18 protein-coding genes are annotated in these 24,904 nt (G+C 60.3%); 9 read left to right on the top strand and 9 right to left on the bottom strand.

The features are described from left to right. Positions 1–126: 126 nt before the first annotated feature. On the bottom strand, positions 127–864 hold the full coding sequence (locus P8R42_11530) for a hypothetical protein (protein MDG2305263.1): 738 nt from the start codon (positions 862–864) through the stop codon (positions 127–129). Between P8R42_11530 and P8R42_11535 the strand changes: the two genes are divergently transcribed. Beyond that, entirely contained in the window at positions 856–1,779 is a 924-nt protein-coding gene (locus tag P8R42_11535; GenBank protein ID MDG2305264.1) for a hypothetical protein, read from the top strand. The genes P8R42_11530 and P8R42_11535 overlap by 9 nt on opposite strands. Positions 1,780–2,418: 639 nt before the next feature. Here the strand turns inward: P8R42_11535 and P8R42_11540 are convergent. Beyond that, positions 2,419–4,212 (bottom strand): ATP-binding cassette domain-containing protein, encoded by a 1,794-nt coding sequence (locus P8R42_11540; GenBank protein MDG2305265.1) that lies wholly within the window; start codon positions 4,210–4,212, stop codon positions 2,419–2,421. A gap of 822 nt (positions 4,213–5,034) precedes the next feature. Between P8R42_11540 and P8R42_11545 the strand changes: the two genes are divergently transcribed. Further along, on the top strand, positions 5,035–5,430 hold the full coding sequence (locus P8R42_11545) for a hypothetical protein (protein ID MDG2305266.1): 396 nt from the start codon (positions 5,035–5,037) through the stop codon (positions 5,428–5,430). A 20-nt stretch (positions 5,431–5,450) separates the two neighbouring features. On the opposite strand, the gene P8R42_11550 is transcribed toward P8R42_11545, so the two are convergent. Beyond that, positions 5,451–7,643, bottom strand: coding sequence for an NHLP family bacteriocin export ABC transporter peptidase/permease/ATPase subunit (locus tag P8R42_11550; protein ID MDG2305267.1), 2,193 nt, complete (start codon positions 7,641–7,643; stop codon positions 5,451–5,453). Positions 7,644–7,647: 4 nt separating this feature from the next. Beyond that, positions 7,648–8,916 (bottom strand): NHLP bacteriocin system secretion protein, encoded by a 1,269-nt coding sequence (locus P8R42_11555; protein ID MDG2305268.1) that lies wholly within the window; start codon positions 8,914–8,916, stop codon positions 7,648–7,650. 70 nt (positions 8,917–8,986) lie between these two features. Here P8R42_11555 and P8R42_11560 point away from each other — a divergent pair, with 70 nt between their 5' ends. The 3 genes from P8R42_11560 (at position 8,987) to P8R42_11570 (ending at position 13,307) form a co-directional block, all read left to right on the top strand. Further along, on the top strand, positions 8,987–10,150 hold the full coding sequence (locus tag P8R42_11560; protein ID MDG2305269.1) for a YcaO-like family protein: 1,164 nt from the start codon (positions 8,987–8,989) through the stop codon (positions 10,148–10,150). 98 nt (positions 10,151–10,248) lie between these two features. Further along, positions 10,249–11,754 carry a radical SAM family RiPP maturation amino acid epimerase gene (locus P8R42_11565; protein MDG2305270.1) on the top strand — a complete coding sequence of 502 codons (1,506 nt, stop codon included), beginning with the start codon at positions 10,249–10,251 and terminating at the stop codon, positions 11,752–11,754. A 428-nt stretch (positions 11,755–12,182) separates the two neighbouring features. Continuing rightward, positions 12,183–13,307 (top strand): DUF4135 domain-containing protein, encoded by a 1,125-nt coding sequence (locus P8R42_11570; GenBank protein ID MDG2305271.1) that lies wholly within the window; start codon positions 12,183–12,185, stop codon positions 13,305–13,307. Between the two features lie 2,355 nt (positions 13,308–15,662). Here the strand turns inward: P8R42_11570 and P8R42_11575 are convergent. From P8R42_11575 to P8R42_11585, 3 genes are read right to left on the bottom strand one after another with little or no spacing between them, the layout of a single operon-like run. Further along, the gene (locus tag P8R42_11575) at positions 15,663–16,355 is read right to left on the bottom strand and encodes a class I SAM-dependent methyltransferase (GenBank protein ID MDG2305272.1); all 693 of its coding nucleotides are present in this window, start codon (positions 16,353–16,355) and stop codon (positions 15,663–15,665) included. Next, a complete protein-coding gene (locus P8R42_11580; GenBank protein ID MDG2305273.1) occupies positions 16,352–17,098 on the bottom strand; it encodes a hypothetical protein in 747 nt (248 codons plus the stop codon). The genes P8R42_11575 and P8R42_11580 overlap by 4 nt, the downstream gene beginning before the upstream one ends. After that, positions 17,095–18,075 carry a phosphotransferase gene (locus P8R42_11585; GenBank protein ID MDG2305274.1) on the bottom strand — a complete coding sequence of 327 codons (981 nt, stop codon included), beginning with the start codon at positions 18,073–18,075 and terminating at the stop codon, positions 17,095–17,097. Before P8R42_11585 ends, P8R42_11580 begins: the two co-directional genes overlap by 4 nt. 196 nt (positions 18,076–18,271) lie before the next feature. Between P8R42_11585 and P8R42_11590 the strand changes: the two genes are divergently transcribed. After that, positions 18,272–18,685, top strand: coding sequence for a DUF4019 domain-containing protein (locus P8R42_11590; protein MDG2305275.1), 414 nt, complete (start codon positions 18,272–18,274; stop codon positions 18,683–18,685). Then, entirely contained in the window at positions 18,675–20,168 is a 1,494-nt protein-coding gene (locus tag P8R42_11595) for a TolC family protein (GenBank protein ID MDG2305276.1), read from the top strand. Before P8R42_11590 ends, P8R42_11595 begins: the two co-directional genes overlap by 11 nt. A gap of 13 nt (positions 20,169–20,181) precedes the next feature. On the opposite strand, the gene P8R42_11600 is transcribed toward P8R42_11595, so the two are convergent. Further along, a complete protein-coding gene (locus P8R42_11600; GenBank protein ID MDG2305277.1) occupies positions 20,182–20,742 on the bottom strand; it encodes an aspartyl/asparaginyl beta-hydroxylase domain-containing protein in 561 nt (186 codons plus the stop codon). A gap of 260 nt (positions 20,743–21,002) precedes the next feature. On the opposite strand from P8R42_11600, the gene P8R42_11605 reads away from it, so the two are divergent. Then, a complete protein-coding gene (locus tag P8R42_11605; protein ID MDG2305278.1) occupies positions 21,003–21,806 on the top strand; it encodes a phytanoyl-CoA dioxygenase family protein in 804 nt (267 codons plus the stop codon). Between the two features lie 869 nt (positions 21,807–22,675). Here the strand turns inward: P8R42_11605 and P8R42_11610 are convergent. Next, positions 22,676–23,581: a class I SAM-dependent methyltransferase gene (locus tag P8R42_11610; protein ID MDG2305279.1), complete on the bottom strand. Its 906-nt coding sequence runs from the start codon at positions 23,579–23,581 to the stop codon at positions 22,676–22,678. Between the two features lie 209 nt (positions 23,582–23,790). On the opposite strand from P8R42_11610, the gene P8R42_11615 reads away from it, so the two are divergent. Then, a complete protein-coding gene (locus P8R42_11615; GenBank protein MDG2305280.1) occupies positions 23,791–24,885 on the top strand; it encodes a cupin-like domain-containing protein in 1,095 nt (364 codons plus the stop codon). Positions 24,886–24,904 lie beyond the last annotated feature (19 nt).

Below are 24,904 nucleotides of genomic sequence, written 5' to 3' on the forward strand. Positions count from 1 at the left end.
CGATCAGGCGGTATACGTCACCGAAGGATGCGGGTTGGTAGTAGTTCCCACGCAGTTCCTTTTTGGCCTCGCTCTGGGGAAGGGTCGGTCCAAGGAAGATCGCGGTGCGAGAGGCCGCATCGTACCTCATGCGGGCGCATCTCCCGTGGCTCGGGGGATTTCGCCAGACCTTTCCCCCATGAGGACCAGGAGGCGCTCAAGGACCGCAGCGCCGTGCGCTCCATTGCCGTGAAGGACGCAGGAGGCGGAGCCGGTATACTCGTTTTCCACACCATGCTCGAAAATTCTGTACTGATCGACCTTGCAAGAAAAAAGATTGGAGCAAAGTCTTTGCTCGTGGTCGAGTTTCGCTGCCCCGGGCTGAGATAGGAAGAGGGAGGTCAGAAGTCGCTGGTCGTCGGCATCGGGATGCCGGCGCCCAAGAGCATCGACTTCTCCCCAAGAAAATCTATCTGCTTTGGCGAGGAAGTTTCGCAGGGCCGCTACCCGTCCCATGTAGACCCCGGAATTCGCGAAGCGGAAGGGGCTGACCGATGTCGGATAACGGGCCGCGATTCCGTCATCCCTGTCCGGCCATAACCCGGCCTCGGCCGAAATGAGGATATCGGCTCCTGTTGCCTCGAAGACCTCGACGATGCGTTGCTCGCCTGCGAGCAGAAGAGTGTCATAGGCATCGAGAAAGAGAGCGAGATGATCTCCCGGCCAACTTTCGAGGGAAGCCCGAAATGCCCGGACCTTCTGGTGGTAACCTTCCCATGCCTCGCCGTGACCCCGGAGGTCGACGCAAAGTCCATGTCGCTCTGCGGATTGCTGCAAACGTTTGCAACGTGAAGCGTCGGTGGCATACGAGAAAATATGGAGCACTTGCCTGTTTCCCTCCCGATCCTCCTGGTCTTTTACAACCGACCCGCGATGGTTGCCAAGAGCCTCGCGGCATTGCGCCGGGTCCGACCCCAACGACTCTGGGTATCTGCGGATGCGCCTCGGAAGGGCGACCTGGAGGATGCCCGCCTTTGCCGGGAAGCAAAAGCGGCTCTCGACGGGATTGACTGGCCCTGCGACCTTCGTTGGCAACAAGCCACCGATCACCTCGGGTGCCGCGATGGGGTGATCTCCGCACTCGACTGGTTTTTTGAGAGTGTCGAGGCCGGCGTCATTCTTGAAGACGATTGTGTTCCCGAACCTACGTTTTTCGATTTTTGCACTGAGTTGATCGAGCGCTACGCGAACGCATCCGAGGTGATGATGATCTCGGGGAACAACTTCGAAAAAGAGCAATCTACACCGGAAAGCTACAGCTTCTCACGCTATGGTCATATGTGGGGGTGGGCAACGTGGCGCCGCGCCTGGCGGCTCTTCGATCGCGATCTCGATGACTGGCCGAGGAGAAGGACGTCGGGCTGGCTTCGCACCGTCGCCAACCATCCTTTGTTCCTCGCGCGATGGCGGGAGCTTCTCGATGGCGTCCATGAAGGAGCCATCGACACCTGGGATGTGCAATGGGCCTATACGGTATTCAAGGAAGGCGGCCTTGTGGCGATCCCCTCGCAGAACCTGGTTTCCAACTTTGGCTTTGATGACCAGGCGACTCATACCCGCGAGAAAGGTTCACCGTATCGGGGCATTACTACCAGACCTCTCGACTTTCCCCTGCGGCATCCCACGAAACTTGCCATGCGGGCACGCTCGAGATTGTTACCGTCACGAGGGGAGGTCTACCTGGAGCCCTTTCGTCCCTCTCAGGGGATCGTATCCACGCAAGACGGGACTGGCATGTAGACGATACTCAGTCGGGAATCCTCGCCCCATGGTGCACGATGAATCTCGCCGATGGTTCTCTCATGAAGCCTCGCGACTGGGCTGGTCACTATTTTCTGAAAGCTCGGCTTGAGGGAGTATTCGTCCAGCCTCGCGCCGTGCAGGATGCGGCCGGATTCATCGGCGGCAAACTCGGTCCCACGACCACTGGACCGATCGACAAGTACTACGTGCCACTCCGTCAGCCTCGCCTGCACGAAAGATTCACCGGCTCCCTCTCTCCACAAGTCCGCAGGGAAATGTTCCTTGTCCACGTGCCAGGACTGGGTGATCTCGCGGCGTTTCCGGCACGAACTAGTAGGCCCACGGAACCGCGCTCCGGTGAGGAATCGACACCCCTTCATATCGGGACGATCCTCGAGAATGAGTCGGCGAATCTCGCGGTCCAATCTGTGCGCGAAGGCGCGCATGGATGTCCCCGGTACCGTCCCTTGTATCGGCTGCGCAGATTCAAAGCGCCTTCGACGCCAATCCAGAAGAACTCCCCCGTCCAGCGGAAGGCTCTCGAAATAGACTTCGAGCTGTTCCAATTCGTCGGAGCTCGAGCAGCCCTCGGGGAGAGTTTTCGGCGAAAATTCGGAGAGAGTCCGCATGGTCCCGCTAGGTAAGCTGACGGCGTGCAAGCTCTGCGAAGCGGCCATTGATTGCCATGAGCTCCGAGTAGGTTCCCTGCTCCAGCACGCGGCCCTCGCCGACGTAGCAAATGCGGTCTGATGCCACGATCGTACTCAGGCGATGCGCGATCACGACCCTTGAAACCGCCAACTCTGCGATGGACTCCGTAACCTGCGCCTGCGACTCGTTGTCGAGCGCGCTGGTGGCCTCGTCGAAAAGGATCAGGCTTGGCCGTCTTGCGAGGGCTCGAGCGATGAGGATCCTCTGGCGCTGCCCGCCCGAGATCGTTCCTGCCCCCTCCATCACGACGGTCTGCAGACCCATCGGCATCCCCGCGAGGTCCTTGTCGAGACCCGCGAGGCCCGCTGCGTCCATGGCATCCTCTTCGGTCAGGTTCGTACCGCCTGCGATGTTCTCCAGGATGCTTCCTGCGATCAGCTGCGCATCCTGCATCACCACACCGAACTGCGCGCGAAGAGACTTCGGATCGAGTTGGGCAAGCGGCGTGTCGTCGAGAAGAATTGATCCTTTCTGTGGGGAATCAAACGCAAGCAAGAGCCGGATCACCGTGCTCTTGCCAGCACCTGACTCTCCGACCAGGGCGACCATTTCGCCAGGCTCTACATGAAAGCTGAAATTCTCCAGAATGTTGGGTTCGGATTCCCGGTAGCGGTAGGTCACCCCTTTGAAGGCGATTCGTCCGCGAATGGCGGGCAATTGAATCCGCTGGGCATCGGAAGCTTCCGGCATTGCCTCAAGAATTGGCTTGACTCGCTGGTAGAGTGGCACGGCCGTCAGCAGGGTCATTACCGTTTCACCGAGGGCGAAGATCGAGCCCATGAATTGGCCCATCGCGACGTTGAAGGCGACGAAAGAGGCCGTTGGCATGATCCGGATCAGCGGATTCCGGTTGATTTCGGTGAGACTCGACGGCACGGAGAAGAAGGACTGGAAGGCTCCCGACTCGATCCCGACGATCAGCAGAATCATGGCGAGGGCCAGAGTTTGGAGCACGCCCTTGATCAGGTTGAGGCACAGGTTGACCAGCCGATCGCGGTAGGTGCAGTGCTGCATCTCCTCGTAAAGCTCAGACCATCGGCTAAATGCGATTTTCTCAGCACCCGCCATTCGTATCTTGGTCTGGTTCGTCAGGAGCTGAAAGATCAGGCCCTCGGTCTGGCCCGACAGGCCCTGGATTTTCCTCTTGAGGGAAAGGAAAATGAAGCCGGCCGGAATCGTGGCGGCGAGGTAGATGGTGGCGAGGCCTGCAACGGCAACCGTGATCTTCCAGTTATAGTAGATCAGCAAAGCGACACTGGTAAGGCCGGAGATCGCATGGAGAACCGTGCGTGTCAGGGAACTGCTCAGAAGGGAACGCAGCGAGTCGACGCCATCCGCACGGTTTACCAGGTCGCCGATGACGTAGCGCTCGAAAAAATTCATCGGTAGATCGAGGAGCTTGAGCCACACGGCCGTCTGGATCGAATTGCCCATGCGGCCCTCGACGCGGAGCCCGGCAATTGCCTCTACGAACCCGAAGGCGACCCCGGCTCCTCCGACCACGAACATCAGCCCGAGCAATGCGACCAGGTCGTTCGTCCGAGCATCTGCGGTAATCGGGCCCATGACTTCGCCGGTGACAATCGGTGTGACCATGTTACCCAAGGCCACCAACAACATCATCAGGAAGATCATCACGAAATCGCCGGTGGCACCGCGTGCCCCGAAGCGAAGAAGTGCGAAGGGGGACTTTATCTCCCGCTCGAACGGGCGCAGCAACGCGACTCCGTCGGACGCAAATTCGCCGGCGCATGCGATATCGACCTTCTTCCGCTTTCCCCCCTGCGGATCGATCGACCAATACCCGCGCCGCCCGAATCGCGGGAGCAGGGCGTGCGGTTCCCGCTCGGGCCCACGGAAGCCGAGCAGGGCGCCGTGGTCCTGTCGCCACCAGGGCCCCTCCAGCGCGACGGGGCGAGGCACGATTCCTGACAATTGGAGAATCGCCGCGACCGGATCCGCGGCCGAGAGTCGCGCCTCCATCTCGTCCCGGTTCGCACCCAGGGGGCACCCCTCGGAAATCGCGACCAGCCGCAGGGCGCCTACCAGGGGCTCTTCCCCGGGTGATGCCGAGACCCTACTCTTTGGGACGAGAACGGATCCGAGGGTTTCTTTTGCCTGAAGAAAAATACCCTCAAATTTAGTCGTACGTTCCGAGGTGAGGGAGTTTTCCTGGCGATCTTCGCGGGCAAGACGGCCCACATGGAGGTGCAGGGTATAGGCGAGGAATTCCCCGTATGCGGCAGCCCACTCACCACCGTCGAGAAGAGTCCCGGTAGATTCGCCCCTCGTTTCCCAGGCCCGGGTTACTTTCCAGTCCTGCCCGGGGACGAGGGGCACCCAGCCTTCAGTCGAGCGGGGAAAACCGTCGGCCTCTCCGGACGTCCGTGGTAGCCCGACGGGCAGAAGGCTTCGCGGTGGCAAGCGGAGCCAGGCGAAGCTGGCTGACCCTTGCAACGGGTCTCCGGGCGAAGCGGACAAGGACTCACCAGGAGAGCAGGATCTTGCTGCTCGAGGAAGTGCTCTCCCTTTCTCGAAACTGTGGGCGAACATGGCCAGCGAGGATTCGATCAGCTCGATGAGGAGAGCCCGGTCTGCCGAGCTGCCCTGGGCGAGTTCCCGGACCTGGTGGATGGAAAACCGGGCGAGCCGGGCTCCGTTGGAGGGAACACCGATTGGGTTCAACCCCGGCGGAAGTTCCTGCCCGGGACCCGCAGCCTCGAGCGAGGGTACAAGCTCGCCTTCCCCCACGGAGAGGACGAATCTGCGTCGCCCTTCGCCTCGTTCTTCCACCAGGAAGACGTCGAGCTCACCTTCGAGCAGGCCAAAGATCGACTCCGAGCCTCCCAGGGATACGAGATCTCGTGCGCCCATCGGCGAGACGGACTGATCGGGGTCCAGCCGCGCGAGGAGCCGGGAGGCGAGACTCTGCTCTGAAGGTTTCTTCGAGGAGTCACTCATTGCCGGTTCACCAGGCCTGCGTAGGTGCCCCCGAGGTCCATCAGGTTCTCATGAGCGCCTCTCTCGACGACTTTTCCCTTCTCCAGAACGATGATCTCGTCGCAGTCGCGAATCGTACTCAGCCGATGCGCGATGATGATGCAGGTACAACCTCGTCGGCGAAGATTCCTGTCAATTATCTTCTCGGTATGAGGGTCCAGAGCCGCCGTTGCTTCGTCGAGGATACAGATCGTGGGGTGGCGCACGAGCGCTCGCGCAATTTCGATTCGCTGGCGCTGTCCGCCACTCAAATTGCTACCGCCCTCGCTCACCAGGGCACTGTAGCCACCAGCCTTGGCGCTGATCATCTCGTCGACGGAAGCATCCCGAGCAGCCTCCACGATAGCGGCACTCGAAATGGTCGGATCCCACAGGGATATGTTCTCGCTTACACTGCCCGAGAAGAGGAAGATGTCCTGATCGACGACGGCGACGGACGAAGTAAAGGTTTCGCGCGCAATTTCCGTGCGCGGTTTTCCGTCAAAAAGGACTTCCCCCGCGCTTGGTTGGTAGAGGCCGGCAATCAGTTTTCCGATGGTAGTCTTGCCGCAGCCGGACGGGCCCACCAGCGCGATTCGCTGTCCTGGCTTCACATCGAGATTGAGGTTCTCGATGAGGTTCGGAGACAGGGAATCAAACCGGTAGGAAATCCCTTTCAGCTGGATGCTGCCGGCGAGCTTGGTTGCGGGGGCGTCGACATCTCGTTGGGGAACTTTGGTGGCCAGATCGATCTCGGCGCGCAGAACATCGTCGATACGGGCGAGATCGCCCTTGGCGTGCTGCAGTTGCGCCCCAAAACCGACGAGGCTCACAATGGGTCCCTCGAATTGCCCCATCAGGAACTGAAACGCGACCAGGGAGCCCGCGCTCATCTCTCCGTCGAGGATGCGCCATGCACCGACACCGAGAACGAGGACTCGGGTGAAGAGACTGATTACGGTTGAAGAAATACCCAGCAAAAGGGACACCCGGCCAAGCTGCTGCCGACCCACGACGGAGTTCGTCTGGTAGCCCGCCCACACGCGGAAGAAGGCCTGCTCCGTCCCGCTAGCTTTCAGGGTTTCCATTGCCCGCAAGCCGTTCATCCCGGCACCACGGAGTTTGGCCGACTTGGTCACCAGGTTCATGTTCAAGTCGTAAAGCTGGCCGGCGGCTGCCTTGTAGGCGAGTGCATTGAGGAGGGCAGACATCAGCGAAATGAGGGCAAGCGGCCAGGCCAGCAGGAACATTGCGACCCCGTAGACACCGGTCGTCAGGAGATGGATGGCATTCAGTGCGATCGGTCCGGACAGCAGTCCTGCGACTCGCGAACACGCCTGAACCCTCGCCGAGACATCTCCCACGTAGCGTTGCGAGAAGAAGGCGGGGGGAAGGCGCAGCACACGCCAGACCAACTCCGCGGAGAGGGCCACGGAGAGCTTGATTTCCAGCCGAGCGATGTAGAGGCACCGCAGTCCGTCCAGCACGGCATTCACGATGGCGATGCTGAAAATCGCGCAGACCAACGGAAAGAGCCAGGATTGAAAATCGCGACCGATGACATCGTCGATGAAACTCGAGAGAATCGCAGGGACGACGAGTGCAGGGACGACCAGCAGCAGAGTCGCAATTGCGATCATCGCCACAGCGTCTCCAGACCCGGCCAGCCGGGGGAGCAGCATCTGCAGGATTCCAGGTGGGGGTGGCCGCTTCTTGAGCGTATCGGTGGGCTCGAATACGAGGAGGATCTCGGAAAAATGCTGCTTGAACTCTTCGCGCGAAACGCAGATCTGTCCCCGAGCCGGGTCCATCAGGTGGACTCCCTTACGGGTTTCGCCCTGTACCACCAGAAAATGATTCCGGTTCCAGAAGGCGATCGCGGGAAGTTTTTTCTCGAGAACTTCTTCCGCCGTGCAGCGTTCTCCCGAGGCGTTCAGTCCGTACACTCGCGCGGCGACAAGGATATTCCGCGCATTCGCTCCGTCACGGGATACGCCCGTTTCGACCCGTAGCTCTTCCAGCGGCACCCAGCAGCCGTAGTAGGCAAGAATGGAGCTCAGAGAGACCGCACCGCACTCGACAGCTTCGATGCCGATGACCGTCGGGGTGCGAGCCCGCTTAGAGGATCCCGAAAGTGACGAGGCGATCTGCTGCCACCAATTGCCTGGCATGGGCCTACCAGATCCAGGTGCGCAGGATGGGCATCAGGAGATCGATGGGACGGGCCGTGTAGACTGTCGCGGAAACCTCAGCCTGCGTTCCTGCGGTTATGGCCTGGGGCGGGCCAGTTCTCGAGGTCCAGTCCAGTCCGCTTGCGGAATCGGAGCTTTCAAAGAGCTCTATATTTGCGCGAATCGGCGATCCCGCCGACAAGAGCTGTTTGACCAGCACCGGGTTGCCGAAAGTTCGCATCATATCGGCTTCTGTTTCGGGCATCGGAGAAACCGACCGAACACGGCCCTTGATGGTCCCGTATATATCGCGCTGAACCGACAAGGGAGCGACGCGTGCTGCCATTCCGGCGCTAAGCTTCTTGCCATCCGCGTTCGAAAAATAACCGATGAAACCGAGTCGCTCGCCGCGTGTCGAAATGGTGGCGATCTGTGCTTCCGGCCCGATGCGGGTTCCGGGGTTGACCGCCACCCCGGTAACGACTCCGGCCGTCGGGCTGTTGATCTTGGAATCGACTTCGAAGCCTACCTCGTCAGTTTCGAGGAGGCTGCTTTGTTCAAGCAGTTGCTCTCTCATTTGCCGGAGGGACTCGAGCTGACTGTTTTCAAATTGCTCGGATTGGATCTGCGTTGTGCTGATCTGATTTGTCAGCGAGCGAAGGCTTGTTCTCGTCTGGTTGAGCTCGTTGACTGTCGCCTCTACCTGCTGCCGGGTGATATAGCCCTTGGCTAATTCCTTCTGCTGGGTCTTATTGAGTTGCTCGAGGAAGGAAAGGAATTTTTTTTGGTTCCCGATGTTCTCGCGGAGCGCCTCGATCTCGTTGTCGAGGTTGGCGCGACGGGTCTTCAGACTTTCCTCGACGAACCGTTTCTGACCGAGCAAGGCCTTGTCGAGTTCCGCGACGATCTTGCGCTGCGCCGCAAGGGTGGTCTCGCGACCGGGAAAGCGCATCGTTGCCAAGGGAGTCCCTTCGACAACTTCCTGGCCGACGCTGACGTAGACCTCAGAAACAATTCCGGTTGCTGCGGAAACCACGTCGACCGTCGCGGTTTGGTCCTCCAGGATGATGCCGATTCCGCTGCTGCGGAAGGAGATCTCTCCGAGAAAAGCCCAGACTGCGAAGGCGAGCACCATCACACCGAAAGTTGCCAGTGAAATCCTTCCTGCGGATCCTGTTAGGGTGAAGAGAAGATCGAGGCCCTCAGGGTTTCTGGGAGGATTTTTCGTATCCGGGCTTGGTTTGTCGGCGTCCGTTGGTAATGGCATCGTCATCAGTGCGGGTCGAGAACCGGGAGATCTTCCCGTGCGAGGTTGTTTCGGTATCCCGAAAGCAGATGTACCGATGAACCTAGCCTATCGTTTCGCAGGATCCTACCGATCAACTACACCCGAAAGCACCCTCGCGCGTTTTCTTCCACGAGCCGCAGAGCATGGAATTACGCGCCTAGCCGAGATCACCCATCTCGACTCCCTGGGGATTCCTGCTTGGGCCGCAATTCGTCCAGCGTCGCGTACCGTCCAGGTTGCAAACGGGAAGGGATGGAAGAGCAGCCACGCCAAGGTCTCGGCCTTGATGGAGGCAATCGAGCTTCATCACGCCGAGAATCCGCCTCGCTTGCATAGGGCCAGCCTGGCCGAGTTGCAAGCACAGGGCACGAACTCCCTTGCTCCGCGAGAACTACACGATTTTTCCAACGCCTTCTTCAGCGACGATTATCGGATCGAATGGGTGGCCGGCGAGGACCTGGTTACCGGGAAATCTGCGTGGTTGCCGGCGAGTCACGTTTATTTTGGATGCAGTCCCAGCCTGCACCGGACAAGTTCCAATGGTCTCGCAAGTGGAAACGACCTCACCGAGGCCACGCTGCATGCCCTTTACGAGCTCGTGGAGCGGGAAGCGGTGTCGCGTCTTTTCGACAAGGGCGCCCTGCGCCTCGAGGGAGCCACGGTCATCGATCCGGCGACCTTGCCGGGTTCGATTCTCCCCGATCTGGTCGGGCGGATTTCAGCTGCAAATCTCGAGCTGCGCCTTCTTCGGGTCAGCGCCCCAGTGGCGATCGAGGTGGTCTGGGCGATTCTCCTCGACCCGTCCGCGCAGGATGCCATGACGACCCTGAACATGGGCTGGGGCGCCCAGCCCGACTTTGAAGCGGCATCGATTCGGGCCATCACCGAAGCCGCCCAGACCCGGCTCGCGATCATCCATGGAGCACGCGAGAATATCATTGAAAAACGAGCCTACGGTGCCGGAGGGGCCCAGGATTCGAAAGCCTTCGCGTTTTTCCGCGATCTCCCGACCGGACGCTCATGGCAGGGCCAGGAGATCGAAGCGGCACCCGAGGAAGCGCGGGATCTGGATCGTGACCTCGAAGAACTTATCGATGATCTCCGGAATACGGGATTTCCACGAATCTATCGCGTCGATCTCTCGCGCCCCCCGAGACCCATCCCGGTTGTGAAGTTGGTCGTACCGGGATTCGGCCTGAACGCATCGCTTTTCGGCTAGCAGCTTGTATTGAGCGTTCACGTACCCCATGCTTCCCTGGATACCATCCGGACCGGTTCCTTCGGGTCCTGTCGTCCCGGGTTGAGAAGGGCACTCTTTTGACAGGGCAGTCGGAATATTCTGTTGGCGAGATCAAGCGCTTCCTCGAGCTCTGGTGGGCGGGGGACGAGATGCGGCAGCTACTGTGCGAGCATCACGCCGAGGCCACCGATCGCTACGGGTGTTTGCCAACCCGGGTAGAGATGGCTCCGTTCATCGATCCGGATCGCCGATCGGAGCTCGCGGACGAGAATCTTCGCGCTGATTTCCGTGCGTATTCAGACTTCGGGAAATCGAAATTCCAGCACCTTGCAACCGTTCGCGAGCAATGTCGGCCCAGCGACACTCGTTTCGAGGCGTGGCGCGGCCGGCAAATGGGTCGCAACCGTATGGTCAATGGCATTACCGTCGACCACGCTCTTCCCCATATTCCCTTCGCCATCGAGATCTGTCGCGGCTGTTCGGTCGGCTGTTGGTATTGCGGCTGTGACGCGGGTCCGTTGGAAGCGATCTTTCGATACGGAGAGGAAGAGGCTGAGCTCTATAGAGGAATTCTCCGTATTCTTCGCAAAAAACTTGGGCCAGCGGCGAGATTCGGGAGCAGTTATTGGGCAACCGACCCGTTGGACAACCCGGATTATGAGCGATTCATGGACGACTTCCATGAGATCTGCGGAATGTACCCCCAGACGACGACCGCTCGGCCGGATGCGGATATCGACCGCACGCGTCGATTGTTGCGTGTATCGCAAGCCAAGGGTCGCTTCATCAATCGCTTCTCGATCCAGAGTTTGCGACAGCTTGATGTCGTGATGCGAGGCTTTACCGCCGACGAATTGGTCCGAGTAGAACTGGTCCCGCAATTCCCCCAGGGCGTCGTGGCAAAAGCGAATGCCGGTCGATTCTTTCGGCATGCAGTCGACAAACCGCATCTCATCGAGAAGGAGGTCGCAAAGATTCGACGCCTTCGTGAGGAGAAGGGGCAGCCGGCTCCGGAGGAGATGGTCACGGCAGGGACCAATAGCTGCATGAGCGGCTTCTGGATCAACCTGGTGGATCGCTTTATTCGTCTTGTCAGCCCAACTTCGGCATCCGAGCAATGGCCTGGCGGCTGGATTCTCTTCGAGGAGGTTTCGTTTCGCGATGCCGAGGAACTCGAGGAAAAGGTCGAGGGACTGATCGAGAGGCATATGCCGTCGTCACTGCCTTCGTATCGCAACGTGGCTTTCACATCCGGCCTCGACTTTGCGCCGACCGAGCGCGGTTTTACGGTACGGACTCCGCATGCCCAATTCGCGTTGGAAGCACCTGAAGGGCGGGCCCCGTTGACGGGCGTTGGCGACCTCATCCGTTCGGGAAACCGGCACCCTGAGGAGATCTGCTTTCTCGCCAGGATGCAGTACGGCACCTTCGAAGCCGATGCACAGCGGGCCCTGGACGAATGTTTCGAGCGCGGACTTCTTCGTGAAGAGCCGGAAGTGAACTTTTTCGAGCAGGAGCATATCGAGGGTCCGGCAAAGAAGCTCCGGAGAGTCGGACCGATCGCCTCTCGCGCTCCTGCATGACGCTCTCGGATGACGAAAGTGCCACGGCCGTTCCCGGCACCGATTCCGAGGCGCGGTTTCGCCAGCGAGGACCATCGGCTGAGGATTTCCGCCGCGCCATCCGGGCCCACCGTGAACAGCGAGAGATTCCGTCCGGATCGGACCCATCGCAACTTCTGTTTCTGCCCTTTGCCTTCCAGTGGCGTCGCGAGCTAGCCCTTTACTTGGATTCTTCCGGGATCGATATCCGGTTGACCAACCTTCGAGCTTTGCAGGATCGCTTTCTCGGGTTTCTCTGGCGGAGGGCCGGCCACCCCGTGCGCGGTGAATACCCTGTCGACAATATCGACGACGCTTTTCTCGCACGGTTTGGCGTCCGTAGGGAGGGAGAAGGCCACGAGTCGGTGGCCCGGAAACTTGGTGAGGAACTCGCTTCGTTTCGCCGGGAGATGCCTCGATGGTGGCGGCTCTTAGGGGAAGTCACGGCGCGTTCGAGTCTTTTTGTTGCCCGAGTGGCGAGGCAAAGCGCGGCGATGAGTGCGCGGCTTGGCGGGGCGGACTCGGCGTCGCCTCTGACGATTTCTCTTGAACCCTGGAAATCCGATCCCCACGATGGCAACCGCACCGTCGTCCGTGTCGCCTTCGACGCTAGAGGTCTCTGGTACTACAAGCCTCGTGCCCTCGACATGGAAACCGTGATGGATGAGTTGATGGGACGGGCTCGAGAAATCTTTCCCGAGCTTTTCCCAGAAGTACTGCCTGCTCTCCATGTGGCCGGTCAGGAAGGTTGGATGCAGGCCGTCGGACCATGCCGCGATCTCCCCGAGCGGCTTCATGCGGATTATTTTCAACACGCAGGAGCGCTATTGGCCCTGGTGCGATCGGTCGGTGGTATGGATTTCTACCGGGACAATCTGGTGTCGGATGCCGATGGGTGGTTGGTCCCGGTCGATTCCGAATGCCTTTTTTCCGACGAGACTCTGGACGGAGGGGGGCCCGCAGGAATTCTTGAGAGCGGAATCCTGCCCATTTCTTCGCGCCGTCTGGGTCCACGGGTCGCGGGAATCACGACCGGCTTTCTCGATGTCCCAGATGCGCGTCTGCGGGAAATCCTGCACCGAGGCGCCCCCTTCGTGGAGGCAGGTTTTCGTCGATGTCGTCTCGCCCTTGCGCGCCATGTCTCTGCCTGGCTGGAGGAGAAGGATCTGCGTCTCCGGTGGTCTTCCCTGAGACGACGGCGTCTGCGGGTCGGAACCCTGGGGTATTACACGGCCATTGAAAGGGCACTTTCGCCCGCCAATCTTGTCGACGATTCCTCCTGGCGTGGATCGCTTCGCCGACATCTCGAGGAAGTTAGCCCGGGGCCCCGCGAGAACCCCGCGGAAATGGAATTCGATGTTGAGGATCTCTCGCAGTTGGATATCCCTCACTGGACCGAAGCCCTCGCAGAAGGAGGGGGCGCGGTTTTCGAGAGACTTTCGAAGAGACTCGGCTGCGTCGACGAGCGGTGGGTCGACGAGGAGTGTCGGATTCTCGTCGCGAGCCTGACCGGCAAGATTGCGGAGCGATCATGACCACGGAGGAGAGCAGAATCGGGGAGGCGAGCGACCCGCGGGGGGCCCTTCGTCCCGAGTCCTGCTCGGTTGCCGCCTTCGAGACATTTCCCTTCGAGGTGCCCGTTTCTTCGCTCCCCCTTCATGCCACCGGCTTGCCGGATCCATGGCATCCGCTCCAACGGTGGGCGCCCGACTCGATCGCTTCGCGCCATGGCGAGGTTCTTGTTCCCTTGGCTCGTGGTCGCGAAGGCAACTTCGGGTATCACGCTGATCGTGCGATCGGCGAGTCGCCGGCGGCTTTCGATATTTTCGAAGTACCCCTGGCCGAAGCGGTTGAGCGCGTGAAGTATCCTCGGGGTCGCGATTTGTACGCAATGAAGCAGGTTTCCCTCGATAGAAGCCCGCCGGGGCTTCGACAGGAAGCTCCCTGCCCCTCATTCCTTGCAGGTCGCGGGCACCTCAGCTGGCTCTGGATCAGCGGTGACCATACGCGGACCTGCCTCCATTTCGATCGTGCGAACGGTTTGATCGTCCAGTTGCAGGGCTCCAAGAAGATTACGTTGGCCCCACCGGAAGAGACGGAACGGATCCCGCTCCACCCGGAGCGTTCTGCTTCGGCTCATGGCAGCGACCTGGATCTTGCATCCGAGGCGGCCCGTCGATTGCGTCGCATCGAGGTTCTCCTGGACGCAGGGCAGGCGCTTTTGCTTCCCGCGTTCTGGTTCCACCAGGTGGAAAATCTAGGTGTCAGTGTGTCGGTACATTACTCCTGGCGCCCAAGTATCCCTCAGCGTCTTCTCGCGCCGGCACGTCGGCTTGCCGGACATGATTTTTCTGCGAACCGCCTGCGCTCCTTGCGTACACAACTCACTCTGTCGGGTGATCTCCATGCGAGAGATTACGCGTCGCGGTCTCGAGAACGAGGCGATGAGGTTGCCGCGGCGCTGGTCCTCCTCGCGGACTGGGAGGAGATGTTCTTCGCGACCTGTCCCGGTGCGGCGAACGCCGATGAGGTTTTCGCGCGGTCGGATCTGTCCGCTGAGACTCGCGCAGACTTCCGCTGGATTCTTCAGCAGGTGGGGAAGGCTGATCAGCGGCCCCTTACGTCCCCTGAGGCCGCCTCGATTCTCTCGCGACTGGCCTCTGCTCAGGACCTTCGACCCAAACCATCACATCCTTATGCACACCTGGGTTCGCGATGACGTGTCCATCGTCTTCCCTGGAAAAGCATCCATGGTCGGATCTGGAACGTTCCGGCGCGAACTTCGAGAAGCCTGTTCTGTTCGATTTGGAGGGGGGCGACTGGGACTTGTCGGATTGGAGCCCCGCAGCGCTCGAGGCCCGCCTCGGCGATGAAGAAGCGCCGGTCGCGATCTCCGACGAGCCAGTGTTCGGATATTCTGCGGATGCGAGCGGGACGGAACCCAGCCACCTTTTTCGCTTCGAGACCCTTCCTTTCGCCGCTGCCCTTTCCGAGATGCTCGACCCTAGGCCAGGCCGCCACCTCTACCTCATGCAGGTTCTCGTCCCCCCGTTCTTGCCAAGCCTGGCGGAAATCGCACCCTCGCTGTCCTTTATGGACGCGAAGTTGAACAAGCGCAGCATCTGGATCGGCCCGGAAGGGACTACAACACCTCTTCATTTCGACCGGTTCAGGTCGGTCTTCATACAGCTTCACGGAAGTAAGAAGATCAACCTTTTCCCTCCGGACGACGTCCGAAAGTTGGAAATGTTTCCCGTCGAGTCAACGACTCCGCACCTCACGAAGGTGAATTTAGATTCCCTTGCGCCACAGGAGGCAGCCGCCCTGAACTCCCGGGCGTCTGCGGAAATCGAACTCCGACCGGGAGAAGCTCTCCTTGTGCCCCCGTACTGGTTCCACCAGGTCCGAAATCGGGGACTTTCGATCTCGGTCCACCACTGGTGGGCGTGCAAGATGCAGCGCGAGCTGCCCGCCAATGCCGGCGCACTCGTTCTCCACGAATTCCGACGTTGCCGCCTGCAACGTCTTGCGTGGGCCGCGTGTAACGAAGAGCGTCCGCTCCTTCTCGACCTCGCCCCCTTGTTCTTTAGCCGTGAGGAGCCGGGCAACGCCCTGCTCGTGGTCGCGGCTGCGCTAGAGATGACGGTGCGAGGGCGGGCGGTACGCCATGGGCTGCCCTGGCCACAGGCGGCTACTTTCAGAGTCTTGCTTGACGTCATGCGGGAGAGGGAACTGATCTCGGCGGACGATTTCGGCTGGCTTGTGGAAATCGTTGCGGTTACGGAGAGCGCGGACCGGGGACGCACTCCAAGGCTCCCGCTCGGAGATTGCGAGACTCATCTCGAGCGAGCCAGGCGATTCACGTCAACTTCAACTCGACCGTCGGGGGGCTAATTCTCGTCCAGTCTTACCCAGGGGCTGATGTCGTCGGGAGCCGGGTGAGGTTCGATGTGCAGAACCGAGGTTGCGTTCTGCGCCGAGGCCGATTTCAGGATCCGAAAGCAGGAGAACCGCCGTCTCCCATGATCCGAAAGAATCTCGGGCGGGAGGATCTCCTCGATCGGAGGACCATTGTCGACGAGGATCCAACCACGGTCTGAAAGGTAGGGCAGGTAGAACTCGACCACGTTTCGCGCACCAAGGGTGCGATCAAGCGAAATATTTCTCCCCATGGCGATATCGCTCCAGACCAGGTCGAGGGGCTCATCCGTGGGCACCGGGAGCTTGCTGTCGCGACGTTCCGGGTAAAGAAGTGCCTGCTCAAAGGTGAGGTGGTTTTGTAGACCTAGCTCCTCCGCGAGTTGCAGAAAGTCGGGGTCGGGTTCGCCCCCATCATAGGTCCAGACGTGGCCGTCTCCCGGATTTTCCCTCATCGCCAGTGCACACCAGAGGGCAGAAACTCCGAATCCGGTACCGAGTTCGATCACCCTGCGACACCCCTGCATGCGAAGGAGGGAGTACAGCCAGGTTCCTGTAAATTCGGTACCGAAAACAAGCCCCTTGTGGCTCATCGCGTACTGGAGCAGTTTCTGGTGCGAGGAAGCCGTGAAGTGCATCGCCTCGTAGGGAAATCGCGTGGTCATTGCGGCTCTACCCGGCTGGCGAAAAGTACGCTGAAAATCGGGCGGGGCACAGGATCATCTTCAATACCGCGGGCCCGCAGATATTTCTCTTCCATCCATTCCCGCGCAAAGCAATCTCTCACCTCGGCGAGAGACAGGGGCCCGGGAGTGTCGGCTTCGACGTCCACGCTGACGACGATCGCGTGCTGGCAGTGCAAGGCGAGTTCCGAGACAAACTCCCGGGCTTCCCCGGAATCCATCCAGTAAAGTACATTGGCCAGCAGGGTCACATCGGGTCGGGGGAGTTCACCAAGCGAGATCTTCGGACCTCCGGATTGGACTCGCAGCCGCTGATCATCAACTTCCTGGTGGCTTCCGATTCTCGCGTGGCGGCACTCGATCCGGGCATAGGTCTCTGGCTCGGACCGAGCATGGTGGCCCAGAACGTACTCGGCCTGGCGGTACCATCCGGCGTCCGCCTCAATTCCGAGGACTCCGCCAAATCCTGCTTCTGCGGCGCGGAGGAGATGAAGACCCGCGTTACTACCGACCTCGAGAAAGAACTTCCTCCGACGTTCTCGTTCGGGGAGAAGGGGCTCGATGAAATTCGTCCACTTGCCCTCTCCATGAACCGAGCTTCGCCGGGTGGAGGGATCCTGAACCGGTGCCGGAACGCCCTCGACCGTGATCGGCTGGTACCAGTCTCGCTCGGTCGCGAGTTGTGCCAGCGCCCTCTCGATCTCTTCCTTGGAGGGGTCCGTCATGTCGGCTCCGCTAGGGGAGGGAGAAGCGAGATTCCCTGAAGGCGTTTTTGCATCCAGTCGAGAATGAAGTCGATACGAAGGTCGAATACTTCGCCATCCGGATCAAGACCCCAGACCGGGAACATGCTCTGCACGTCCCGTGCCCCTCGAATCACCATGAGGTCAGCAAAAACCGGGAGCAGAGATCGCTCCTCGGCGTCCATCGGTCGCACGGACTCGTAGGCATCGAGAAAATTCCGGTGGTGTTCCGTTGCCAAGTTGAGCAGGAAGTTTGCGATATCGAGGCCTCTCCAGCCCACGAAGGCGTGATCGAAGTCGATCATGTACGCACCTCTTTCGCGGGAGCAGAGAACATTGCGCAGGTTGGCGTCGCCGTGACAGAGACCGAAGCGCTCCTGGGTACGGGCTAGGTTTTTGAGGGAATCCTTGAGTTCCTCGATCACTCCCCGGAAAAAGTCGATCTCGATTCCCCGCCGGCGCCGGATGGCGCTGGCGAGAAAGTCCATGGGGTCATCAACAAGATCCCGGGTCTCGAGAACCATTCGCGGGTGGCGATTTCCCAGCGCGGTCATGGCCAGGTGGAGTTTGCCGAGATTGCGACCAATCTCCTGTATCCATTCGCCGACCGCATTGGCCTCCAGCGGTGCCCCGGCGACGGCGGGGAAGAGAGCGACGAGGGTTTCCTCACCCGGGAGCGTAACGGCCCATCGCTCTTCCCTGGTGCGGATCGGTGCGCCGACAGGAAGCCCGCGCTTGCTCAGGTCATGAAGAATCTCGAGCTCGGCCAGGCAGTCGTCATGGCCTCGAATCCACCACTTGCCAGGGAGATAGAACCTCGCATACCAGACCTGCTTACCGGCGCCGAGGCGGTAGTGGTCATTGAACCCGCGGCGAACGAACTGGCACTCGCAGTACGGCGGGACATCCCAATAGCTAGCAGCGAAATGAGAGACTGCCGCTCCCGAAAAAACCTTCATCCTGATTCTCTGCCGCGCGCATTCCCCGCGGGTATCGCTCTGAAAGAGCGCCCACTATGACGCCTATAGGAAGGGCGGAATTCTTCAAGGCAAACGAAGGCGGCCGCCTGGACCGCAACCTGGCCCTTGCCCGGATGGCTTTACCGTTCGCCCAACCTCTGGTACGGCGCCTTACATGTGGCGCTTCCTAAACCTGTTGAGTCTTTTTTTCGTGATCCTTCTCCACGGCACGGCAGGGCCCGCCATGGGAGGGAATCTGGAGGGCCCCCCCGAGGCCAAGAATGCTGCCCAGGCTTGGCTGGGCCTCCTCGACAAGGACGAGTTCGCTACGGCCTGGAAGAAGACGGCCCCTCACTTCCAGGAGAAGATGAAGGAAAAGGATTTCGTCGGGGACTTGAAGCGTGCTCGAGCGGATCTCGGAGCGTTCCGCTCTCGACAGCTTGTAGATGTCCAGGCCCTGGTCGATCCGCCCAAAAGCCCTCCGGGCCGCTACGTGGTTCTCCTCTACAAGACCACGTTCGCCAAGCATCTACCGGTCGACGAGAGGGTGTCGATGGTCGCGACAGACAAGGGTGATTGGTCGGTCGCGGGCTATCATTTTGTTCGCTGAAGGGCCGAGGAAATTCATCGCTTCGGACCTGCAAATCCGCGACCCCTGGTTCGCAGTCTGTGCACTCCTGGCGGCAACCTTGTTGGGGCCGGGTGCGAGAATTGCCGAAGCACAGGATGCCGACCCTGGAGGAGCCGGTCTTGTTGCAGACTTGACGACCGCGCTGGGTCGCACCTACGAGAACAATCCGGGGCTCGCGGCATCGCGTGCGGACCAGCGGGCAGTCGACGAGGAGATCCCGCAAGCGAAAGCGGATTGGTTTCGCCCGACGATCAGCGGGAAGGCTGATGGGAACTACACGCTCTATCGCCAGAGCCAGGGGGCTTCCTCCCGCGGGCGCGAGGCGGCACCTGTGCGCGAGGATATTTTTGAACCCAGCCTGAGCGGAAATCTTTCCTTCCCGATATTCCGAGGCGGGTCGACGTTGAATGGCCTCCGCGCGGCGGAGGCATCCGTCGCAGCAGGCAGCAACAATCTCGCGGGAACGGAGCAGTCCCTGCTCGGAGCGACGGCGACAGGCTACGCCAACGTCGCCTATTACCAGACACTGGTAGGGATCAATCGTGAGGAGATCAAAAAAGGCTACGCACCGCTCGCGAAGATGCTGGAAACCATGGTTCGTTCTCGCACCAGTACGGTGACCGACCTGGCGCAGGTCCATGTCCAGTTGGCGAGTGCTCGTGCCGACCTCGAGTCCAATATCGCGGAGTTGGCGACGGCCACGGAGACGTTCGAACGGCTCGTGGGGGCGCCTCCCGGAGAACTCGACCCGAAGGTTCAATTCTCCATTGGCGCAACCGGATTAGACGCGGCTATCGAGATCGGCCTCGCGGAGAATCCGGGCCTTCTTGCTGCCCGGGCCGACGTCGAAAGCAGCCGTTTCGAGGTCGCGAAGCTCAAGGGGGCGCTTCTGCCGGACCTGTCTCTCCAGGCTTTGGTTGACCAGGAGTGGGAGAAGCTCCGCTACGTCGATGATGAGAACAAACGTATCTCTGATTCGGATCGAACCAGCACCTTTGGCGCAGTCGCTTCGATTCCGATCTACGAAGGTGGAGCGCGGTATTCGGAAATTCGCCAACAGCGTCAGGAGCTGGCAGCTGCCCAGGCAAACCTTCAATATGTCCAGCGCGAAACCCGCGTCGGGGTTCGGTCGGGCTGGCAACAATACCGGGCCTACCAGCGAGAATTGGCAGCTTATGACAAGGCCATCCAAGCGGGGCGCGTTGCGGTCGAGGGTAAATTGAAGGAATTCCGCAATGGTACGACCTCGACGCAGGAAGTCCTGATCAGCAGGGAGAATCTCTTCGACGCCATGGAGGCGCAGGCCTACGCGCAGCTCCAGCAGACCACCAGCCTGGTCCAGCTGTTGACCGCGATGGGCAGATTCGATGCGAAATCACTCGAGTTGCCGGTTACTCTTTACGACCCCGGGAAGTATCTCGACGAAGTTCGAGATCGCTGGATTGGCTACGAGATCGATTGAGCGTGCCGTCGCGCTAGGAGGATCGCGGGAGCCAGTCGATCACCAGGTGGACACGGTCTATTTTCCCGTCATTGCGCACCGTGTGCTCGCGCCAATGGTTGATCTCCCATACTTCGCCCGGACCCAGGTGCTTCTCCTCCCCGTCAATCAAAAACCAGACCGCGGGGTTGGTGATGATCGGTATGTGAGAACGCCGGTAAAAATGCGACGGCTCCGTCGGGTAGGGCGGCAAGGATTCCGGTCCGTCGCGATGCAGCGGCAGCGCGGTGTCGCCACAGAGACGCACAAGGCTGATCGTATCTGCGAAACCACATCCATAATGTCGCTCGAGGAGGTCGAGCAGCGGCTCGAGAGCCTGGTCGAAGCGGAGTTCCTTCCACAGGGGACTGGTCGACTTCGGGCGAACCAGAGGAATCGCATCGAGGTGCTCGGAGAGGTAGCTACGCAAGATCTCCTCTCCCCATAGAGACCCAGGAAAACCCTCGACAATCTCCAGGATTGGTTGAATTTCGATCGAACCGATCGCGACGAAATTCCCGTCGAACTTCCAGTTGTCCTTCCGGTTTCGAGCCATACGTTCGCCGTCGAAGATTTTCGCACCATCCAGGTGCGCATGCTCGCACCAGGAGCGTGCTCGTCGTACCCTTCAGAAGTTGCTGACGCCAGTGTCCGGAGTCTGGCGCGACCGCCTTCGGATGGGATAAGGGCGTGTCGGCGCCGTCGCGCGCCTGCCTGATCATGAATAGTATGGAACTCCCAGGTCTACCGGTCGCCGAGATCCCACCCTTTGCCGAGGATCTCCCAGAAGCGCGAAACCATTTGCGAGAATTCGGAATGTGCCTGATCCCCGAGGCCATCCCGGGAGAGCTTGTTCGGGAAATCGACGAACGCATGAAAGAGCAAGCGTCGGGCGAGGAGTCCCTTGGTCTGGGGGCGACGTTTCGTGGGGACGAAGCCTTCGGAGGGCAGGCAGCTCCGGAGGGAAGGGTGAGTCGCCTTCTGTGGAACCTGGTCAACAAGGGATCGGTATTTTTGCCCCTGATCGATCACCCGACCGTCTTCCCGCTCGTCGAGGAAATGCTTGGTGACCGAATTCGTCTTGCGGCCCTCGCCGGCCACATGAACGGGCACAACAACGAGCAGATACCACTGCACCAGGACCAGACGGCGCACATCCCCCGCCCCCTTTCATTCATCGCGTGGGCCAACGTGATGTGGCTGATCACCGACAACAGCGTGCGAACCGGGGGGACGCGGGTAATCCCGGGCTCCCATCTCTGGCCGGAAGTCGATTCCCGGAAGGTGAATTTCCAAGGTGGGCAGGGACTCGCGAAAACGGTTGAAGCCCCCGGAGGAACCGCGCTGGTCTTCGAGGGAAGGCTCTGGCACGGCAATGGGCTCAATCGTTCGGGAGCGGTGCGGAACAACATCCTGGCTTCCTATGTGCCAGGCTGGATTCGCACGCAGGAAAATTACCCGTATACGGTCCTCGACGAGGTCCATAGCAGGGCCAGTCAGCGCCAGCGGGAACTCCTCGGTTTCGGTCATTTCCGCACGCTCGGTGCTCATGACGGATCAAGTTACCTCTCCGCCGGTTTTGATCGCACGATCGAGCCGGTCGGAATTCTCAAGTCGTGAACCGACAGCTGGGACCCTCGGGCCCCGGAATCGGGGCGATCGGCCTCGGCTGCATGCGACTAGGGCTTGCCGGGCAGGACTCCGGGGACGATGTCGGGTCGGTCCTCCGCTCTGCACTTGAAGCCGGCATCCGCCTTTTTGATACTGCCGATATCTACGGACCGCCCGCGACCCCGGTTGGGGAATGCGAGAGATGGATCGGTTCGGCGCTGCGTGGTGTCGCCGGTGTCACCGATTCCCTACTTGTTGCGACGAAGGGAGGTCTGCTGAGGACACGTTCGGGCTTTCGTATTGATGCAAGCCCTCGTCACTTACAAGACGCGTGCGAGAAAAGCCTGACGGCACTGGGGCGCGACACCATCGACCTGTACCAGCTTCATGCCCCCGACCCCGCGGTCCCATTCGAAGAATCGGTCGGTGCACTCTCCCGCCTGCATGAAGTCGGAAAGATCCGCTTCATCGGATTGTCCAATATCTCTCTTTTGCAACTAGAAAAATCCTGCGCGATCACCGAGATCTCGAGTGTGCAGAATCGCTTCGGGCCCGGACACTTTGCGCCTTTGCAGGAGGGCTGGATCGAGGAATGCGAGCGGAGGCGGATCACCTTCCTTGCTCATACCCCTCTGGGAAGTCCGGCGTCGAGGGACGTGATCGAGGAGAATCTGACACTTCGGCAAATCGGGCGGGTTCGGGGTCTCTCTCCGGCCCAGGTGCTTCTGGCCTGGTATCACTCGCGGTCGAACTCGCTCATCCCCCTACCCGGCGCGTCGAGACAAGCAACGGTGCGATCCTGTGGGGCGGCGGGAGAGGCAAGGCTCAGCCCGGCGGAGGTAAAGCAGGTCGAGTTGCTATTTGAGAGCTAGAAATCGCTAGCGAGGCTGTCGAGCGGGCCCCCGGATTTCCTCCACACCCGCGAGCAACTCCACGAGTTCCCGGCGAATCCGGTCCCGGTCCTGCTCCAGTAGGAAGTGCGAACCGCCACGGCGTGTCTTGCGAAGCACCGTGCAACCATTTTGCATGAGTCGAGCTGGCTCGAAGAGCGTGAAACACTCGGCGGGCTCGGAGTCTTTCAACGTGTCCGCAATCCACTCGACATCGGCCTTGTAGTGGGGATTCGACGTCGAATGGAAGACCAGCATTCCGCCGTCCGGATTCAAATGGGGCCAGATCGCAAGAAAGAATTCGCGGTAGAAGTGGTAGTCGTTCCAGGCCAGGTCGATGGGAAGATGATCCTCGGGGATTTTCGCAAGAGCGTGCTGCCCCGCTTCCAGTCCCGAGAATTCGTCTCCGAAATGCAAATCGGTAAGGTTGCCCAGTTCGAGTTCCGAAAGCATCTTCTCAAGGTTCCGGGAATAAGGATGATCTGCGGGCTGTGCCTCGAAACAATGGAAGTAGGGGCCGGGGTCGGCCAGGTAGAATCCTGGCGCCGCCATGCAGGCGTCTTCGCCCCGACTCAGCCAATCGAAAAGGGTGTTGAGCTCTTCGCGGGGTAGCTCGTCGAGCGAACCGCTCCCCCCCGGCAGCCCGACCCCGGTTGATTTCGATTCGAGCTTTCGTTTCTCCTCGTGAAAGTTCGCTGCATTTTCGCAAAGGGCCTGCGCCAGAAAGGCTGTGGAGTAGCCACTACCGAACTCGAGAACGGTCCTGGGGCGAATGCAGCGAATAAGGGAGTAGAGCCACAGAGCCAGTTCGCCGGTCCCCGAGTGCAGCGAATCGGGCCGAAGATATTTGCGGACCGTATCCTGGAAACCCTGGTGGATGAGAGAAGCCTTCACTCCGGATCTCTCCCGGCAGGAACCGCTCTTTTCGCAAGGGCGGAGTCTTCCCTGTTGGATTCGTTCGCCGCCATGCGCTTCGAGCCTTCGGAGCAGAGACAAGCCCACGCTTGCGAACGAAGCAAACCGGGCGGAGAATCATTTTTTGATTCGATTCCAGGGTACAAAAGATGCACCCCTGGCTGAGCAGATTCCGAGGGCCGAATACAATGGACAGCAAACAGTCGGCATTCGGCAGGGTGCCCGAAGCCGGCCCCGGGCTCACGGTCGAAGAGTTTCTCGCGCGCTTCTATGACCGCGGCCGGCCCGTGGTGGTCCGGGGAGGGGCGGCGGACTGGCCTGCACTGGAACGATGGACCTGGAACTACCTTGGAGAAAGATTCTCCGAGTCCTGCGATCACCAGGGTGCGCAACTTCGCAAGGGGACGCAGAGCCGGGACTACCGCGAGGGTCGGCCGGTGCCATCTCCAGAAATCCCGTCGATCGAGATCGTGGATTTCCTGCGGCGCCTCGAAGCGGGGGAGACGAGCGCGAAGGATTACTATTTGCCGATGGTCTTCCTGGGGGCGCTCGAGGGGAAGCCGGTCGGGAGAAGGGCGCCGGTAGGCCGCACGCTTGCCGAGGATCTTCGCCTGCCTCGATGGATGGGGAGCCTCCACCGAGGGCCCTACGGCTGGTTTGGCCCGGCGGATCACTATGAGTTCAATCATTTCGATGCGGACGACAACTTCCTCTGCGCGGTGAAAGGGAGGAAGCGGGTCCGGCTTCTTGCTCCCAGCAATCTTCCTTTCCTGTACGCGGACCCGCATCACGGTTACGCCATTCAATCGCCGGTTGACCTCGAAAGCCCCGACCTCGAGCGTTTCCCCGAGTCCGAGAAGCTGGAGGTCTACGAAGTAACCCTCGAGCCCGGCGATGTGCTCTACATACCCGTCTTCTGGTGGCATCAGGTGAGTTCGTTGACGACCAGCGCGTCCGTCAACTTCTTCTGCAGCGGTATGAATCGCGAGGGGCGCTATTGGGAGCGCCTCTCTTCGGCTGAAAACCTTGCCGCGCTGGAACATCACCTCTTCGTCAATCACCGTTCCTATCGCCGGGATCGAACGATGGTGGTGTTTGGAAAGCGCATGAACCGGATTCCCTCCGAGGATGAACTGCTCGACGCATGCCTTCGAGTCCTGGAGGTGTATCCAAAGGGCTCCATGCCCCGAGATTCCATTGACCGATCCTGCCTGATGGAATTCTGCCGAGGATGGCTATCCTCCGAAACTCCAGCGCGGGATCTTTTCGCAACGCTGCCCTAAAAAAAGGTCAAGGCCCCAA

This window comes from Candidatus Binatia bacterium, from assembly GCA_029243485.1.
GTDB lineage: Bacteria > Desulfobacterota > Binatia > UBA12015 > UBA12015 > VGTG01.

Bases quoted from the DNA above. Each gene is read 5' to 3' on its own strand.
- P8R42_11535 (MDG2305264.1), top strand. From the start codon at position 856: ATGGAGCACTTGCCTGTTTCCCTCCCGATCCTCCTGGTCTTTTACAAC.
- P8R42_11550 (MDG2305267.1), bottom strand. From the start codon at position 7,643: ATGCCAGGCAATTGGTGGCAGCAGATCGCCTCGTCACTTTCGGGATCC.
- P8R42_11555 (MDG2305268.1), bottom strand. From the start codon at position 8,916: ATGACGATGCCATTACCAACGGACGCCGACAAACCAAGCCCGGATACG.
- P8R42_11560 (MDG2305269.1), top strand. From the start codon at position 8,987: ATGAACCTAGCCTATCGTTTCGCAGGATCCTACCGATCAACTACACCC.
- P8R42_11570 (MDG2305271.1), top strand. From the start codon at position 12,183: ATGCCTCGATGGTGGCGGCTCTTAGGGGAAGTCACGGCGCGTTCGAGT.
- P8R42_11575 (MDG2305272.1), bottom strand. From the start codon at position 16,355: ATGACCACGCGATTTCCCTACGAGGCGATGCACTTCACGGCTTCCTCG.
- P8R42_11580 (MDG2305273.1), bottom strand. From the start codon at position 17,098: ATGACGGACCCCTCCAAGGAAGAGATCGAGAGGGCGCTGGCACAACTC.
- P8R42_11585 (MDG2305274.1), bottom strand. From the start codon at position 18,075: ATGAAGGTTTTTTCGGGAGCGGCAGTCTCTCATTTCGCTGCTAGCTAT.
- P8R42_11600 (MDG2305277.1), bottom strand. From the start codon at position 20,742: ATGGCTCGAAACCGGAAGGACAACTGGAAGTTCGACGGGAATTTCGTC.
- P8R42_11605 (MDG2305278.1), top strand. From the start codon at position 21,003: ATGTGCCTGATCCCCGAGGCCATCCCGGGAGAGCTTGTTCGGGAAATC.
- P8R42_11615 (MDG2305280.1), top strand. From the start codon at position 23,791: ATGGACAGCAAACAGTCGGCATTCGGCAGGGTGCCCGAAGCCGGCCCC.